The following is an 18,336-nucleotide window of genomic DNA, read 5'->3' as shown; positions in this document are numbered from 1 at the left end:
CCGGCAAACGACGACATGCCAGGGGCCTCGTCGACGTTTGCCGGTCAGGCTCAGCAGCTAGGAACGTCGACGGTAATCTTCGGGTCGTCGACAAGCGGCTGGACCGGTACGCGAGCTTCGCCCTCGGCTGTGGGCTCGGTCAGATCGAACTTCAGCTCAACGGTCTTCCCTCGCGGAATGACGGCCCTTGTCATGAATGCCGGGTGACCCTGTTCGGTTCCGTTGACGGCAAACGAAATCTGCCCGCCCACGGAGACGGCGTCGAGTTTGGCGCCGGCTGTCGCCAGTAGGGTGACTGCAGCCACATTGGTGCCATTGGGCAGTCGTCCGGGGTTGTCGACGATCCCGCTGACATATTCGGTCAGTTCGGTGTCAGGTGCGTCGTTGGTCAGTCGAACAGTGACGGTTGTCTTTCGGGTGTCGCCCGTGCAGGGTTTGGCCGTGTAGTCGATTTCTCGTGTGAGGTAGTAATCGAGCTTGTTGCCGGCTTGGTTGTTGATCACCACACCGGCGTACGGAGCGGCATCATCGGGAAGGGTGTGCCCGAGGACGGTGTCGGCGAGAACCGATTGTTCGTCGGGGTGAGAGCTCCACACGGCGATTCTGCCCTCGCTGACGCCCTTGCCCAGAGCTTCCAGCAGTGCGCTCGGCGACTTGATGTTCCCGGTCATCTTCTCCACGACACGAGCTGCGATTGTCTGCAGATACTGCTTTCGTGCCTTGTTGTCGGAAGGGAAGCGAGCGTACGCAGTCGACTCGGTCAGTTCCACGACGTTGTCGGCGGTGACCGACTCTCCGTCGGGCATCTTGATCGGTCCTACCGCTTCGAGGATGTAACTCAGGGCGATCGGATCGGTCGCTATCGCACCGTCGACCATCTCACCCCCGGACTCCTGTGACCACAGGGACTGCCAGATCTGCGCTGCGTAGGGAAAGTGCGAGCTGAGGTTGCTGTTGCGAGAATCGGTGGTCGGGCGACTGTTTCCGTACAGCTGGTTGAAGTCAGGACCAAGGTCTATCGGTTGATTGTCCAGTGTTAGTTCGGAGTTGGGGGAGAGCGTGTCCACCCGAGCGGCGCCGTTGTCGACTCGGACGATGCCGTATCCACCCAACAGACCGCCGGTTCCTCGGGCTTCGGCATTGGTCTGGAAACCGATGAAGTAATTGCGCGGTCCGTCGGTGCCGAGCATCGCCGGTGCGATGCGCGCCGCGGTGGCGGTGTTCGTCAGGAGGGTAGCCAGTTCGCTTGTCTGCGACTGCAATTCTGCTCTGGCATCGTTAACTCGGCCCAGGTACTTCGATTCGCGAACTTCCTGTGCCTGCGACGACAGCAATTCCGCGGCGATAGCTGTTTCGGCCAATTTCGGTTCCGCTTCGCGTAACGGTGCGAGTGCCAAGCGTCCACCAGGCTGGACCAATTCCGTTGGTGCGAGTGAAGTTCCGACAGTGACAGCGGGACCGAGAACGTCACGCGTGAGTCCCTGAACGACCTCGGTCATCTGACGCGTCGTGTCGAAGGGCGACCCGATGACCGGAATTGCGGCGGCGATGTTCCAGGGGAGTGAATGGGTGTTGTCGTACGCTGCGGATGCATTTCGATCGGCTTCCGCCGCGGCGGACTCTGCGACCCCGGTATCCCCGGCCAGAAGTGCACTCTTCGCCGATTGTGCATGGTCGCGAGCTGCTTCAAGGTTGTCTTTCGCCTCGTATGCCGTGTACCCGAGCCAGGCCACGAAACCGCCCACCACCAGTGCCGTTCCCGTGATTGCGAGTGCAGTTCGACGGCCTCCCGGCAGTGTGACCGTCCTCTTCGTTTCGCGCTCCGGGCCCCTCGGTGGGATGGTGTTGGAGCCGCTCGGTTCAGCCCCGGAATCGTCGTCGGACTTTGGTCCCACCGTGTCGTTGTTCATCCGCTGAAGCTCCTGACGTTTGAGTGCGTGAAAGCTGCGTCGACATGTCTAGCAGTGTTGGCCCAGTGGTGAAAACTTAGACGAGACAGTAGGGTTCGGTTCGGCCGTTCGTGGTGTTCGCTCCCATGGATTCACGTGATCAGCCATCGAATGTTCGTGAAAAACAAGGCTGGTGAAATGTGAGGTGACGGGTTGAGTGCTTTTCCGTTGTCTCGGGCTCAGCTCGCGCTGTGGTTTGCGCAGCAACTGAGTCCGTCAACTCCGTTCGTGGTGGCTCAGTACGTGGAGCTACGAGGGCCGGTTGACGTCGACGCTCTGATCGAGGCAACGAACACGGCATGTCATGAATTGGAGTCGCCGTTCGTTCGCCTCGTCGCCACTGATGCCGAGCCGGCGCAAATTGTCGATCACTCGATCGTCGACGATCTCGCATACCTCGACTTACGCAGCGACGACGACCCGGTTCAGCGCGCGAACGAGTGGATGACAGCGGAATACTCACGGCCACTTGACGTGATGTCTGACCGCCTGATCTCGGCGACTTTGCTTCATCTGGCAGACGATCACTATTTCTGGTACTCGCACGCCCATCATCTCGTGCTCGACGGACATGCGGCGATGACACTCACCGCGCGGGTGGCCGAGCGCTATTCGCATCTGGTTCATGGCAAGACGCTGACTCCGTTCGGTGGTGTCGGGGTCCGTGCACTGCATGACCTCGACGTCGACTACCGATCCTCGTCGCGGTATCGATCGGACAAGCAGTACTGGACGGAGATGTCCGAAGGCCTGCCCCGCCCGGTTCGCCTCGCCGACGGCGCCGGCCGGACGTCCATGCCGCAGCGCATGATGGTGCGGACACTGAATCCAACTCTTGCAAAACAGCTTTCGGATGTCGCGACCGAGTGGACTACGTCCGAGGTGGCGGTCCTCGTCGGTGCATTCGCGTCCTATCTCGGTCGCATGACTGATTCCGATGACGTAGTCCTCAGCTTGCCGGTGTCCGGCCGCACCACGGCGACGTCGAAACGTTCAGGTGGGATGCTGTCCAACATCGTGCCTGTTCGTGCGCAACTCGAACGGGATCTGTCGCCACAAGAACTGGTGCGTCAGATCTCGGTTCAGATGACCGGTGCACTACGCCACCAGCGATTCCGCTACGAGGACATGGGCTTCCAGGAGGGGCAGGGCGGATCCCGTGAGGCGGCGGGCCCGGCCGTGAACGTCATGATGTTTCACGAAGCGATTCGGCTCGGCGACGTCGTCGGCGAATTTCACGTCCTCACATCCGGACCCACCGAAGATCTGTTCTTCAGCATTTATCCGTCGATCGCGGGGGAGAAGGTTCGCCTGTCCTTCGAAGCCAATCCACGCCTGTACAGCGAACGTGACCTGGCGATGCATCATCGTCAGTTCGTTCGGTTTCTCGAGGGATTCCTCGACTCGGCAACCCGTGCGCTCGGTGACCTCCGCATCCTCTCGACGGACGAAGCGAAGGATCTGGTCCCCGCGTTAGGTCCGCGGACGGACGGATTCGCGACGCTCGATTCGGTCGTCAGAGGCGGGGCAGGGCAGGGGAGCGCCGTCGCGATCCGCGAGCAAGGTGTGGACGTCACTTACGACCAGCTCGGCGCTCGCGCGGATGCACTGTGCGCCTTGCTCGTGGAGAACGGCGTCGGACGAGGTGACGTCGTCGGGATCCTCACCGAGCGCTCGGCCGATTCCGTAGTTGCATTTCATGCAGTAGTGCGGGCTGGTGCTGTCCTTCTTTTCGTGGATCCTCAAACACCCTCCGAGCGTGTCGCTTTCATCCTCGACGACGCCGACGTGTCCGTTGTGGTCGGTGGCGAACTCGTGAACGTGCCGGCTTGGGTCTGCGTCGTCGACCCCAGGGAAGACGAGACCGTCGATGGGCCGATCGATCGAGGCGCGGGGACCGGTTCGTCTTCAGGCGACGTGTCCCTGGACGACACCGCCTACGTGGTCTACACGTCGGGGTCGACCGGACGGCCGAAGGGCGTCGCGGTCACGCACCGAGGTATCTCACCGTTGCTGCGTTCTCACGCCAGGCGACTGAACATCGATAGTTCCTCCCGCGTCGCGCTCCTGGCAGCTACCTCGTTCGACGTGGCGATCCTCGAGATTCTGCTTGCTCACGGCTGCGGCGCGACCGCCGTGATCGTTCCTCCCGGATTGATCGGCGGAGTGGACCTCGAAGACTATCTGCGGCTCGAGGGTGTCACGCACCTGATCTCGACACCATCGGTTCCGCTGACGATGGATCCTCGGAAACTGCCGGATCTTCGGGTGTTGAACGTCGGTGGCGAGCGACCGCCGGTGGCGCTCGTGGATGTGTGGTCGAGTCATGTCGAAATCGTGAATTCGTACGGACCCAGTGAAGCGACCGTCGCGGCATTCATGAGCGAGCCACTCGAGCCTGGCGGTGATACTCCGATCGGGCGTCCGATCGACGGCGTTACCGCTGTGGTGTTGGATTCGTGGTTGCGTCCGACTCCGGTCGGCGCCGTCGGCGAGCTGTACGTGATGGGACCAGGACTGGCGCGCGGGTACCTTTCCCCGACGCTGACCTCGGAGCGTTTCGTAGCGGCGCCCTTTGGTGCCACTGGTGCCGGCGAGCGCATGTACCGCACCGGGGACGTCGTGCGATGGAACGATGCCGGTCAGCTCGAGTTCTTGGGCCGCTCTGATCAACAAGTCAAGATCCGTGGAGTACGCGTCGAACTGGGCGAGATCGAGGCTGTGCTCCTGTCGACTCCCGGTGTTGCGCAAGCAGCGGTGGTCGAGCGATCCGGGTCGCTTGCGGCGTACGTGACTGCGGCCGAAGGTGAGGACGGCACTGCTCATCTATTGAGTCAGAAGGCGGTCCACGAACATCTGGCTTCACTACTTCCACGTTCCATGCTTCCGGGTTCGGTGACGATTCTGGCAGCGTTGCCCGTCACGAGCCATGGAAAGACAGACCGTTCGGCGCTTCCTGAACCGACATGGTCCGCGGTCGCCGAGCAGAACTCGACCGTGCACCGTCCGATCGAGTACGACGAGGAATTGATTGCCTCGGTGATGGCCGAGGTCCTGGGCGTCGGAGTTCTCGGACCGCACTCCGACTTGTTCGCCTGGGGCGGTAGTTCCCTCGACGCCGTGTATGTTGCCGCGCGCGTGAGTTCTGCACTCGGTAGACGAGTTGGTGTCAGGGACGTGTTCGGCGCCCCGACTCCGGCGCGTCTGGCCCAGAAGATTCGTGAGGACCGGGCGGAATGGGTGGTGGAGCCTGAGCGCATTTCGGACGAGGTCACCGTCGAAATCGCTCCGGCGCAACAACGTCTATGGCTACTCAACCGTCGCGATCCCCAGTCGTCGGCGTACAACATTGCGTTCGAGGTCGCGTTCAGTGGTGCACTGGATACAGAGGCGATGAGGGCGGCGGTAGCCGACCTGACCGATCGCCATCTCGTCTTGCGTACCGTGTTCTCGTTCGAACAGAATCACGACACGTGGCCGATCCAGGTTGCGACTGCGACTCCGGTGACTCTGATCGAGGTTCCGTCCGAGGATTACGAGGCTGCGTCAGCGGATTTGGTTGCGGCAGGTTTCGACCTGGAGACCGATGCGCCGCTTCGTTTGATCCTCACCTCCGGCAGCGATGCCGACCACCGCTTGACCGTGGTTGCGCATCACATAGCCTTGGACGGCCTTTCGTTCGCCACGATCGTTTCTGACCTGATCTCCGCGTACGACGCTCGCGCCGACGGACGGTCGCCGATCTGGCCTTCGCCCGCGCTCGACTACCGCGACTATTCCGCTTGGCACAGAACCATTCTCGGTGATCCTGCAGATCCACAGAGCTTGGCAGGTCGCCAGCTGGAATTCTGGTCCGACGCACTCGCCGGCGTTGATCCGACTCTTGCTCTTCCCGTGGACAGATCCCGCCGGCCGGACCAACCGTCGTCGGCTCGGGACGTGACTTTCGAATTGCCCTCGCCCGTCCACGCGGCGCTCAACGAGATCGCTCGAGCGCATCACTGCACAACCTTCATGGTGTTGCACGCCTGCCTTGCGATTGCGCTGAGCAAGATCACCGGTGCGTCCGATGTGGTCATCGGAACCCCGACGTCCGGCCGAACACACCCTTCGTTCGACGGCGCCGTCGGTATGTTCGTCGGGACCGTGGCGCTGCGAACGCTCCTTCGCGGCGGAGACACCTTCGGTGAGTTCTTGAGTCGGGTACGCGAGGCTGACGTGGCAGCTTTGTCCAATGCCGACGTCCCGTTCGACTGGGTGGTCGACCGCGCGGTCGGTGGGGCCGCAGGCGACAAGAATTCCTTCCTCAGAGTGGTTCTCGCTGTCGATCCGGTAGCACCGGATTCCGAGATCGCGGTGGGAACTTTGACGGCCCACGGCACTCCGCTACCTCCCGCGCACCCTCGCTTCGACCTCGAAGTGACTGTGCGCGAAGATCGTACGATTGACGGCGACGCAAGCGGTATTCGCGGCACTTTCCGATATGCCGCCGATCTGTTCGATGCGGGCACCGTGCAGAGCTGGGTCGAGCGACTGCGTCGAGTATGTGACTCGATTACCGAGAACTCGTCAATCATGCTGCGCGACATCGATGTTCTCAGCGTTGCGGAGCGCGAAGAATTGCTGGCTTGGGTGCCGGGTCCTTCGATTGTCGCGCAGTCGCTGCCCGACCTCTTCGGGGCCGTCGCAGCCCGGCATCCGAATGCAATCGCGGTGTCGAGTGGCGATACTCGCGTCACCTATGAAGAGGTGCGAGTTCGTTCGGAGGGCCTTGCCGCCGTCTTGATCGATCGAGGAATTGGAGTCGGGGATCGCGTGGCGGTCGCCCTGCCTCGATCGGTCGACCTCGTCGTAGCCATCATCGCCGTCGTTCGCGCGGGCGCTGCGTACGTCCCGATCGACTTGCAGTATCCCGACGCTCGCATCCACTACGTACTTGCCGATGCAGGCCCGAAAGCGATTGTGTCGACGGACGAATCAGCTGGGCGGTTCGTTGGGTACGAGCAAGCTGTCGTCCTCGTCAACGAGACGACTGAAGCGACGGCCGGTTGGCCTGTTCCACAGTCGGACGCCGCCGCCTACGTGATCTACACGTCCGGATCGACCGGAGCGCCCAAAGGTGTGGTGGTGACTCAGGACAACGTGTTGGCTCTGCTGGCCTCGACTCGCGAGATCTTCGACTTCGGCGACGAAGACGTGTGGTCGATGTTTCATTCGCACGCATTCGACTTCTCGGTCTGGGAGATGTGGGGTGCGTTGACTACTGGCGGATCCCTGGTGATCGTAGACGGTGACGTCGCGCGCTCTCCCGAAAGATTCGCGGATCTGATTGTGCGGGAGAAAGTCACCGTTCTGAATCAGACCCCGGCCGCCTTCTATGCGTTGGGGGAAGTTACGCAGGAAATGCTGCTTCCGCTCCGGACGATTGTTTTCGGCGGCGATCGCCTCGACGTCGGGCGCGTGCAGGGTTGGTTCGATCGGCACCCGGACGTGCGGGGTGTCAATATGTTCGGAATCACCGAAACCACGGTCCATGTAACCAATTTCGATCTCATCTCCGGTAACGAGACTGTCTCGCCGATCGGGTCCCCACTACCAGGGTTTCGCAGCTACGTGCTCGACGCGTCGTTGAAGCCCGTCCCGCCGGGATCTGTCGGCGAACTGTACGTGGCCGGTCCGCAGGTGGCCGAAGGCTACTTGGGTCAACCAGGGATGACGTCTTCCCGATTTGTGTCTGAACCCGGATTCGAAGGATCGCGGATGTACCGCAGCGGCGATCTGGTCCGTCGGCGAGCCGGTCGACTCGAATATGTTCGCCGCGCCGACGGTCAGATGGCCCTGCGCGGTTACCGCGTCGAACCGGGCGAGGTCGAATCCGCGCTGTTGGCTCACACGTCGGTGGAGCAGGCCACGGTGGTGGTGAGAGAACTCGACAGTGGGCCGACTTTGGTCGGTTACATCACCCCTGAGAACGGACACGACCTCGACGGTGTGTTGCGGACTGCTCGTTCGTTGTTGCCCGCACATATGGTCCCGTCGGCATTGATGCCGCTTGCGTCATTGCCGGTCACGATCAACGGCAAGATCGACCGAGCATCACTGCCGGACCCGACGTCGCAAGTGCAGCCGTCTCGGCAGTCGCGAGACTTCTTCGCTCAGACAGTTGCAGCCATTCTGAGCGATTTGATGGAAGTTCCGCATATAGATCCGGTCCGGAATCTCTTCGATCAAGGGGCCAATTCCTTGATCGCCACCCGTCTCTCGTCGCGCCTGAACTCCGCTTTGGGCTGCAACCTCGACGTCCGCGATGTGTTCGAGCACCCATTCGTCGATCAGCTCGCCGGCATCGCTGCCGCCCGAATCGGCACGGGGCAAGCGTCTCCGTTGTCTTTGGTACCTCGTCTGTCTTTGGTACCTCGCCCAGGCACTGCGGAGGTGCAGCTGTCGGCTCCCCAACACCGAATGTGGATTCTGAATCAGTTGGATACAGAGTCCTCCGGCTACAACATCCCGATCTTGTTACGCCTGACGGGTGAATTGGACGTAGCTGCAGCCGAACTGGCAATTCGCGACCTGATCGATCGCCATCGCACTCTGCGGACCGTATACCCGGTTGTCGGCGAGCGTCCGGTTCAGACGGTGCTCGACGCCGAGGACGCGATGCCGCTGTTTCATCCCGAGGCGCTCGCCGGCGACGACGCCGAGAATCGTGTTGCAGAACTGGTGGGTTCGGGCTTCGATGTCACCGTGGATCCGCCCGTACGTGCGGCACTTCTCCAGCTTTCGCCTGACGAGTACATCCTGGCTGTTGTTGTCCATCACATTGCCGCCGATGCTCGATCGCTCGAATTGTTGGTACGTGACTTCACGGCGGCGTACATCGCTCGCTCGGCGCAGCAAGCTCCGACGTGGTCGCCGCTCGCGCTCGAATACTCCGATTACAGCGCATGGCAACGGGAATCGGGGATTCCCGAGACGGTATCCAGCTACTGGAAGCAGGCTCTCGAAGGCCTTCCCGAGCAGGTGACGCTACCCCTGGACCGTCCGCGTTCGACGTCCGCCCGCGCGTCGAGTTGCCGGGTAGAGATCTCGGGTTCGGTACGGACGGGCCTTCAAGCACTCGCACGATCGAACAACGCAACCATGTTCATGGTTGTCCACGCTGCACTCGCGGCGCTGCTGGCGAGGTACAACGACAGCAATGACGTAGCTGTCGGCACTGTTGTGTCCGGACGCGTCACACCTGAACTCGACGAGCTGGTCGGCATGTTTGCCGGCACGATTGTTCTTCGGACCGAAGTCGATCCGTCGAAGTCGTTCGGCCGGTTGGTCGAGCAGGTTCGTCAGCGAGACGTAGCGGCGTTCGCGCACGCAGAGATGCCCTTCGAATCGCTGGTTGATCTGATCGACCCACCGCGATCGCGTTCGCGACATCCGTTGTTCCAGGTGGCGCTCTCGTTCCAGACAACTCATTCCGCCGCGTGGTCCATACCGGGGTTGTCCGTCACTCAGATCTCGCCCGATGTCAGGCAAGCAAATTTCGATCTGCAGCTCAACGTCACGGACGAGGGGATCGGGGGTGGTCTCGGTCTCGAATTCGTTTACAACGCTGATCTATTCGATGATCTGACGGTATCGAGCTTTGCGGGTCGGTTCGAGCACCTCCTGAATCAAGTGTCTGTCGACCCCAATGTCGCGGTAGGGCGAATCGACCTGTTGACGAGTGCGGAGCGAGCTCTTCTCGTCCCCGCACACGGCGCGGTCGACCGGCCCGATGCATCTCGGTGTTCCGGTACGACGCTTGCCTCGATGCTGCGATACGGCGTCGAATTCGCTCCGGACGCCGTGGCGGTCGAAGTTGAGGGCAACACACTCACTTACCGAGACCTCGATGCACAGTCGGACGTCGCAGCCGACGAGTTGCGTTCCGGGGGAGTCGGAGTGGACCACGTCGTTGCCTGGACTGCCGATCGGACCATAGCGTCGATCGTGCGATTGTGGGCGATCGCGAAGGTCGGTGCAGCTCCGGCATTGGTGGACCCGGAACAGCCGCAGGCGCGAGTACGCGATGTCCTCGAAGCGCTGGGCGACGGCGCGGTCTGCGGCCTCGACGCCGGTGGTGAGCAGGACGCAGACTGGGCCCGACGTCATTCCGAGAACCTTGCGGCCTACGTAGTTTTCACGTCAGGAACGACTGGAACACCGAAGGCCGTGGTGGTGACCAACGGCGGGCTCGGCGTGATCGCCGAAGACCTGCCCCGTCGATTCTCGGCTGGTCCGGGTTCGCGCGTATTCCATCGCGGAGCGCCAGGGTTCGACATGACGTTGCTCGAGGTGCTCATCGCGAGTGCGTCCGGGGCGACGCTCGTTCTGGCGAAGGACGACCAACTGTTCGGCTCGGGACTTGCATCAGCACTGAGGCGCGAGCGAATTACTCATCTGTGCGCCACACCTACTGTCGTCGCCTCGATCGGCGATCCGTCGCTGCCGGACCTTGCAACGGTGATGTTCGGGGGCGAGCGACTCGGCGGTGCGTTGGCGAAGCGCTGGCAAGCCGGACGCAGAGTGATCAACGGATACGGACCTGCCGAGTCCGCGATGTATTCGCTTGCTACCGAACCACTGTCGATCGAACAACTGTCAGCTGACACTCACGACGGATCCGTCGGGTATCCACTGGCCGGGGTCGACGCCGTCGTGCTCGATGATCGACTCGAACCGGTGCCGCCGGGAGTCGCCGGCGAACTGTATCTCTCCGGTCGAATGCTCGCGCGCGGTTACGCCGGCCAACCGGCCCGAACCGCGGAACGATTCGTGGCAACCAGTTCAGGAGCCCGGATGTACCGGACCGGCGATCTGGTGATATGGAAGCCGGAAAGCCCCAAATCTGAAGGCAATATGTACAGCCTGCATTATCTCGGGCGAACCGACGTGCAGGTGAAGGTCAACGGTGTCCGGATCGAACCGGGTGAGATCGAGGCAGTCATTCAGTCTGTCGCGAACGTCGATTTCTGCGTCGCCGGGGTTCGGTCGGCCCAGGGTGGAAGTCCTCTGTTGGTCGCCTACGTGCGAAGCTCGGATGCCGAAAGAGTTGACACGGGTCAACTTCGCGCCGCTGTCGCAGAAGTCCTTCCGACGTACATGGTTCCGCATGTCATCGTCGAAATCGAGGGTGAGCTTCCGATGCGGAACGGCAAGGTCGACTTCGCCCGTCTCCCCGCGCCGACACTGGATGTTTCCCGTGCACAGGGGCCGGCCACCGCCACAGAACGCCTTGTTGCCGAAGCTTTTACTTCGGTGCTCGGCGGGAATGAGGACGACTGCGACGCAGACTTCTTCTCCCTCGGCGGCAACTCGCTGTCGGCCGCGGAGGTTACCTCGCTCTTGAGTAGTTCCCTTGGGCTGGTTGTTCCGCTCCGGACCGTATTCGAGCATCCAACAGTTGCGGCGTTGGCGGCCCGGATCGATTCGCTCGAGCAGAGTGGCCCGGCGACCGATGTTGTCAGACTGGAACCGCGCCGCGACCCAACGCCCGCACCTCTGTCACGGAACCAGCGTGCGATGTGGGTACTGAACCAGCGGAACACGTCGAGCGGTGCGTACAACCTGCCGATCTGCATCGAGATCGACGGTGAACTCGACGTGCCCGCGCTGCGTCACGCAGCGACGGATCTTGTCGGCCGTCATGACGTCCTCAGAACCCGGTATCCGGGCACTCCACCGGTTCAGGTCGTGGATCCTCCGACCTCCCTGACAATGGAAACGCGACTGGTCGCCGACATCGAGGTCGAGGTGCTGCTGCGAGAGTTCGGCTCGCGCGGTTTCGATGTAGCGGCAGACCTACCGGTGCGCTGGATGCTGCTCCAGGTGTCACCGGTCAGGCACGTTCTGGCAGTGAGCTTTCATCACATCGCAGTCGACGGGGTGTCGATGCGAACGGTGGTCGGCGACCTGCTGACCGCTTACGGCAAGCGACGAGCTGGACTGGATCCGCAATGGTCTCCGCTGCCGATCCAGTACGGGGATTTTGCCGCGTGGGAGGCAGCACGTGACGTTTCCCCTGTCGTCGAGGAGTTCTGGCGCCGAACGCTGGACGGTGTGACATCTGTGTCGCCGCTGACGGTGGATCACTCTGATGGCGGGCCGGATTCCGTAGCGCAGCGAGTGAACTTCGTGATTCCAGCCGTCATCACCTCGGCACTGCAGGCGCGAGCCGATCGATTGAAGGTCTCGCTGTTTGCGGTAGTTCATGCGGCGTTGTCCGTGGTGCTTGCCAAGCTGAGTGGAAATCCCGATGTCGTGATCGCGACAGCTGTCGACGGACGGCGTACGCCTGAGCTCGACGGCGTGGTCGGCATGTTCGTGGATACGGTGCCTCTTCGCCTTCGGATCGACGGGGACGTGCCGGTCGACCTTCTGTTGGGTGCAGCTTTCGATGCGGATGTGGCAGCATTCGAAAATAGCTCTGTTCCTGCCGAATTGGTTGGTGAGCTGCTCGGCGGACGAACTCCCCAGATTGCGCTGGGTCTGCAGAACTTCGCGATCCCTGCCGTGGAGGTGGCCGGTCTCACGATCGAGGCTCGCGAAATCGAGACCGCGACAACGAAGTTCCCCATGTACGTCTCGCTCGCACCCGCTGTCGACGGATCATTGACCGGAGCGCTCATCTATGCCGCGAGCGCGTTCGATCCTTCGAGCGCCGACGCGGTTGCTCGACAACTGTCGAGAGTGCTCACCTCGATGGCCGAGGATGTGCCAGTACTCGTTTCGGATCTCGCGGTGGGCGCGGCGCCCAGTTGGACTGCTGTCGAGGTCGATTCGTCCCGGACACTGACCCAGATCTTCGCCGCCACAGCGGCGCAATTCCCTGACAACATTGCTCTCGACGACGGACAGCGCACGGTGACGTATGCCGAACTCGACTCTGCCTCGGATGCCCAAGCCTGGGAACTGGTGGCTCGGGGCGCAGGACCGGGTGCCGTGTACGAGATTCCGGCGGTACGGACTATCGCGTACCTGGTCCGAATGTTGGCGATCTCGAAAACGGGCGCGGCATTCGTGCCGATCGACCCCGACCTGCCGCCGGCACGGCTGAAGCAGCTGCGCACAGTGCTCTCCGACCGCAGCCCCGTTCCCGGTCGGCAGTATCCGGATTCAGTCGCGTACGTCGTTCACACGTCCGGGTCGACTGGTGAACCGAAAGGCGTTGCAGTCACCCACCGAGGTCTGGGCCTTCTTACCGACGACGCAATCCGGAAGTACGGCGTGACTTCGGACTCGGTTGTGCTGCACGGTTACAAACCGACGTTCGATGCGGCGATTCTCGAGATGATGTTGGCGATCGGCGCCGGGGCTACCTTGGCGGTCGCTCCTCGGGAGGCTTTCGGCGGAAGGGCACTCGAAGAGTTTGTCGCAGAACGCGGCGTCACTCACATGTTGTCCACTCCGGCCGTACTCGACACCATGGCTCCGGAGTGGTTCGACTCGTTGGAGGTGGTTGCAGTCGGTGGCGATGTGCTCTCACCTTCCACCGCGCGTGCGTGGAGTCGCCGCGCGCGAATGCTCAATGCGTACGGACCGACGGAATGCACGGTGGTCACGACGGTCGCCGAGGTGGATCATCGGGTCACCATCGGAGTTCCGCTCGCCGGAATCGGTGCAGAGGTACTGGATACGCGACTGCGTCCGGTGCCGTGGGCCGGGATCGGTGAGTTGTACGTCAGCGGGCCCGGGCTTGCGATGGGCTATGCCGGAGATCCCGCCGGCACCGCCAGCTCGTTCGTCGCAGCACCAGGTGGACGCCGCCGTTATCGGACCGGTGATCTGGTTCACCGCCGCACCGATGACACGCTCGGATTCGTCGGACGCTCCGACCGTCAGATGAGCGTGCGAGGAATCCGTGTCGAGCCCGCCGAAATCGAATCAGCTCTGCGTCGATGCACGGGTGTCGAGGCTGCGGCGGTTGTCCTCGTCGACGAGATCGCCGTTGCGTGCGCGGTTGGCGATGGTGTGGAGGCGGATCAGCTGACAATCGAGTTGGCCGCGATGTTGCCTGCGTATCTGATGCCCGGCCGCGTGGTCGTATTGGAGTCGATCCCGCTGACGACGAACGGAAAACTGGACGCAGATGCGTTGCGGCGCCATGTGTTCGAGAGCCAGGCGCCCGATGCAGCAGTGACGGTTTCGGAGGAACTCGTCACCGCTGTGATGTCGGAACACGTGTCCGGAAGTTTCGGCGCTCTGCACAACCTGTTCGAATCAGGTGGTGATTCGTTGGCCGCGGCAGCGGTGGCAGGTCGACTTGCCTCGATCTTCGCGCGGGACGTGCCTGTTCGCGCCGTCTTCGACAATCCGTCGCCGCGAGCGATGTCTCAGTGGCTGTCGGCGAGCGCGTCCGATGGCAAGCGCCGCGAACTGATTCGACGTGATCCCGGCATGCCGGCCCCGCTGGCGCCCTCGCAACAACGACTTTGGCTGATCAATCAGCTTCAGCCGGAATCGACTGCGTACAATCTGACGTTTGCAGCGGTCCTGGCAGACGACATCGATCGTTCGGTCTTGAGTAGCGCCCTCGGTGACGTCGTCGATCACCATGCCGTGTTGCGAACTGTGTTTGTTCCGGGTGAACTCGGTCCACAACAGGTTGAAATAGACTCTGTTGCAGTCGATCTCACCGCTGAGTGCGTTGACGATATCCGTGCGAGCGCTTCGGCCTTCGCGACTGTGCCGTTCGATCTCGAACGAGATGTTCCGTTCCGTGTGCGTGTGTTCACCGAAAATGCAGGAGCCGATTCTGCAGGATTGACTGTCCTGGTACTGGTTGTTCACCACATCGCAATCGACGGTGCGTCGATGGGCCCGATCCTTGCCGATTTCGCGGCAGCCTTCGAGGCGAGGGTGCTCGGAAGGGAATGGGATCGCTCCGCTGAGGGGATCAGCTACGGCGACTACAGTCTCTGGGCGAGAGAGAGCTTGGGCGATCCGGAGGATCTTCTCAGCGTGGCGCATCGGCAACTCGACTACTGGTCGAACGCACTTGGTGGCGTCGAGGATGTGTTGGCTCTACCCGTCGACAACCCCCGGAGTCCGGTGTCTTCACGATCCGACGAGATGGTGACGGAAGTCCTCGACGGCGCCACCTACGACGCGTTGTCGGCGTTGGCTCGTTCGCATGGCGTCACGGTATTCATGGTTGTCCACAGCGTGATTGCCGTGCTGCTCGCTCGCGAGTGCGTCACAGACGACGTCGTGGTGGGAGCAGCTGTGAGTCTGCGGAACGATCCGGCGCTGCTGAGCGTGGCCGGCATGATGGTGGGTACTGTCGCATTGCGCACGAGGATCAACTCCTCCGACCGCTTCGCTGCTGTCCTGGACGAGGTTCGCCGTGTCGATCTGGAAGCAATGGCGAACGCGGACGTCTCGTTCGACGATGTAGTTGCGAAGGTCGATCCGCCGCGCAGGATGAACGAGCATCCCCTGTTCACGGTCATGCTGGCATATCGGCGAGCGCTCGACGTGCCGCAGATCGACGGCATCACCGTCTTCGACATCGACAAGGCAGGGTCGTCGACCGGTTACGACTTGACGTGGGACCTGGTCGACACCGGTGACAGTCTGACGATTCGATTGCTGTATGCCACAGACAGATTCCGCGCGTCGACGGCGGAACTGTTCATGCAGCGGGTGACACGTATCGCCGAAGCAGTGACAGGTGAACCCGAGATCGTGGTCGGGGAGATCGAATTGCTGTCCGGTCTCGAACGCTCGGCGCTGACGGCTGCGAATCCTCGACACGTCGAACCGCTGACGATTGCGGACATTTTCGAACGCGCGCTGCGGCAGGCACCCGACGGCATCGCGCTGGAATTGAACGGCAGGCGCTGGACCTATCGCGACCTGCACGAGGAGTCGTCGCACTGGACTCGCGAGTTGGTGGTCCGAGGAATCGGACCCGATGACGTGGTGGCCGTTGCGCTCGGTCGCGGGCATCTGTGGATCGTTGCGCTGTGGGCGGTAGCGCGGGCAGGCGCAGCGTGGCTGTCGCTCGATCCGGCGCTGCCGACAGCGCGCCGACAGACGATGGTCGAGGAGTGCGGTTCGGTTGTCGGTTTGACAGCGCGAGGTGCATCCGAGAGTTTGCCGGACTCCGTCGAGTGGGTGGCGATGGATGAATCCTGCACTGCTGGTGGGGCTGTCGAGGTATCGGCAACGCCGGCTCATCCCGACAACCTCGCCTACGTCATCTACACGTCGGGTTCCACGGGAAGACCCAAGGGTGTCGAGGTTTCACACCGCGGCATCATGAACGTCTACACCGCGCACGCCGAGATCGCCGAGCTCGATCGTGGCCCCCGAGTCCTGCAATTGGCGTCGTCGACCTTCGACGCGTCGGTGATCGAGATTCTTCTGGCGGCGGCAGGGTGTGGAACGTTGATTCTGGCTCCTGACTTCGTCTACGGGGGAGAGGAACTCACGAATCTGCTGATCGCTGCCGACGTCACACATCTGATCGTGACGCCAACGGTCCTGGCCACAGTCGATCCGGATGCAGTGCAACCGTTGATCGTCGAATCGATGGGGGAGCCGCTCTCTGCCCGCCTTGCGTCGGCGTGGTCACCCCGACATCGCATCGTCAACGGATACGGACCAACCGAATCAACGATCGCGGCATCGATTTCCGCGCGGATCACTGACGGGGACGTCACTGTCGGCACCCCGGTACCTGGCACGACGGCGTTTGTTCTCGATCAGAGGCTCCGACCGGTTCCGGATGGCGTTGCGGGAGAACTATTCCTCGCCGGCGAGAATGTGGCACGGGGGTACGTCACCGCCCCGGGTCTGACTGCCGAGCGTTTTGTTGCCAATCCTTATGCGGTGGGAACTCGGATGTATCGCACGGGTGACCTCGTGCGTCGTAGGCGTCACGACCGAGCGCTCGAGTACCTGGGGCGCAACGACGCACAGGTGAAGGTGCGGGGTGTCCGCGTGGAACCGGCGGAGGTCGACGTGGCTCTGTCAAGCCATGGAGCAGTGATCTTCTCGGTTACCGTCGTCTCTGACGACGGGCACGGATCCGCTGAACTCCGGTCGTACGTAACGCTGGCGGAAAACGGTTCGGTGACGGAATCGGAGCTTCGCGGGTTTGTCTCCGGCCTGCTGCCGAAGCACCTGCTGCCTTCTTCGGTGACGGTGATGGGAGTGGTCCCGTTGCTCGCTTCGGGGAAGATAGACGTAGCGGCACTTCCTGCTCCTTCGCCGCAGGTAGGGTCGAGTGTGGATCGACCCGTCTCGGATACCGAACGTCAAGTGGCACAGGCATTCGAGGGCGTGACCGGCGCGAAATCGGTGGGCCGCTACGACGACTTCTTCGAGCTCGGCGGGACATCCATGGGTGCAGTTCGAGTGGCTTCGCGCTTGCGTGAGACCCTGAACAGGGATTTCCCGGTTCAATGGATTTTCACCGATCGAACTGTGGCGGAGCTTGCCTCTCGGATGGATCTCGTTCATACCGACGTCGTGGAGGGTGATTCGTTCCATTCGGATCCGCTGGACACGATCGTCATGTTGGGCGGCAATCCTGATGACGTAAGGCCGCCGTTGTTCTGTGTGCATCCGGTCAGCGGAATTGCCTGGTGCTACGTCGGACTCGTCGGTCAGCTCGGAGGTCGACGGGTGTACGGCATCCAGGCAACGGGTGCAGGTGAGCTACCCGGCACGGTGGCGGAGTTGGCGTCGGGGTATGTCGATGCCGTACGGAATGTGCAGCCGTCGGGTGAATACCATCTACTGGGTTGGTCTGCCGGTGGAACGATCGCGCTCGAGATGGCGAGCCAACTCGAAGAGACGGGCGATCTGGTCGGTTCGGTTGTCATGCTCGACGCGCTGTTGCCGGAGATGATGCCATCGGTACAAGCGGCTCCGAAACCTTCCGAACTGTTTGCACAGATCGGACTAGCTGAGGTTGAAACTGAAACTGCAGCATTGACTTTCGTAGACGTTGCGGCAGAGATCCGAAGGCAGACCGGTATGGATTTCCTTTCCGATACGGTTCTCGAATCCGTGGTGGGGCGGGTTGAAAAACTGTCGCGAATCGTTCGGGACCACACGCCGCGGCGCTATTTCGGTTCAGTGGAATTGTTTGTGGCGCAGCATGATCTGCCTGAACATCGTCACCTGGTCGAAAAATGGTCCCAACTGGTGGGGCCGCTGCGGCCGTACTTGGTCGACTGCTCTCACGCGGAAATGTCGAGCATGGAGGCTTTGGCGAGTGTTGCGAAAGTCCTCGTCGACAATCCTCAAGGCGTCGAATCCGAGGCGGGGGAGAGCAATCATGCTGGGGTGCAGTAGATCTGCGGTGCCGGGACTTTGGTCCGGAGTTGTCACACCC

The 18,336-nt window shown here is 62.1% G+C and carries 2 protein-coding genes; one reads left to right on the top strand and one right to left on the bottom strand.

Translation table 11 applies throughout. The annotated features are described in order from the left end of the window. Positions 1-50 precede the first annotated feature (50 nt). Entirely contained in the window at positions 51-1,910 is a 1,860-nt protein-coding gene (locus tag QM596_RS19520) for a DUF4012 domain-containing protein (RefSeq protein ID WP_283309712.1), read from the bottom strand. Positions 1,911-2,102: 192 nt separating this feature from the next. Here QM596_RS19520 and QM596_RS19515 point away from each other — a divergent pair, with 192 nt between their 5' ends. Next, on the top strand, positions 2,103-18,296 hold the full coding sequence (locus QM596_RS19515; protein WP_283309711.1) for a non-ribosomal peptide synthetase: 16,194 nt from the start codon (positions 2,103-2,105) through the stop codon (positions 18,294-18,296). Positions 18,297-18,336: the final 40 nt, after the last annotated feature.

Source organism: Rhodococcus sp. IEGM 1406 (assembly GCF_030056745.1).
GTDB lineage: Bacteria > Actinomycetota > Actinomycetes > Mycobacteriales > Mycobacteriaceae > Rhodococcus_F > Rhodococcus_F erythropolis.
The sequence above is the reverse complement of the archived record's forward strand: the minus strand, read 5'-3'. Positions and strand labels throughout refer to the sequence as shown.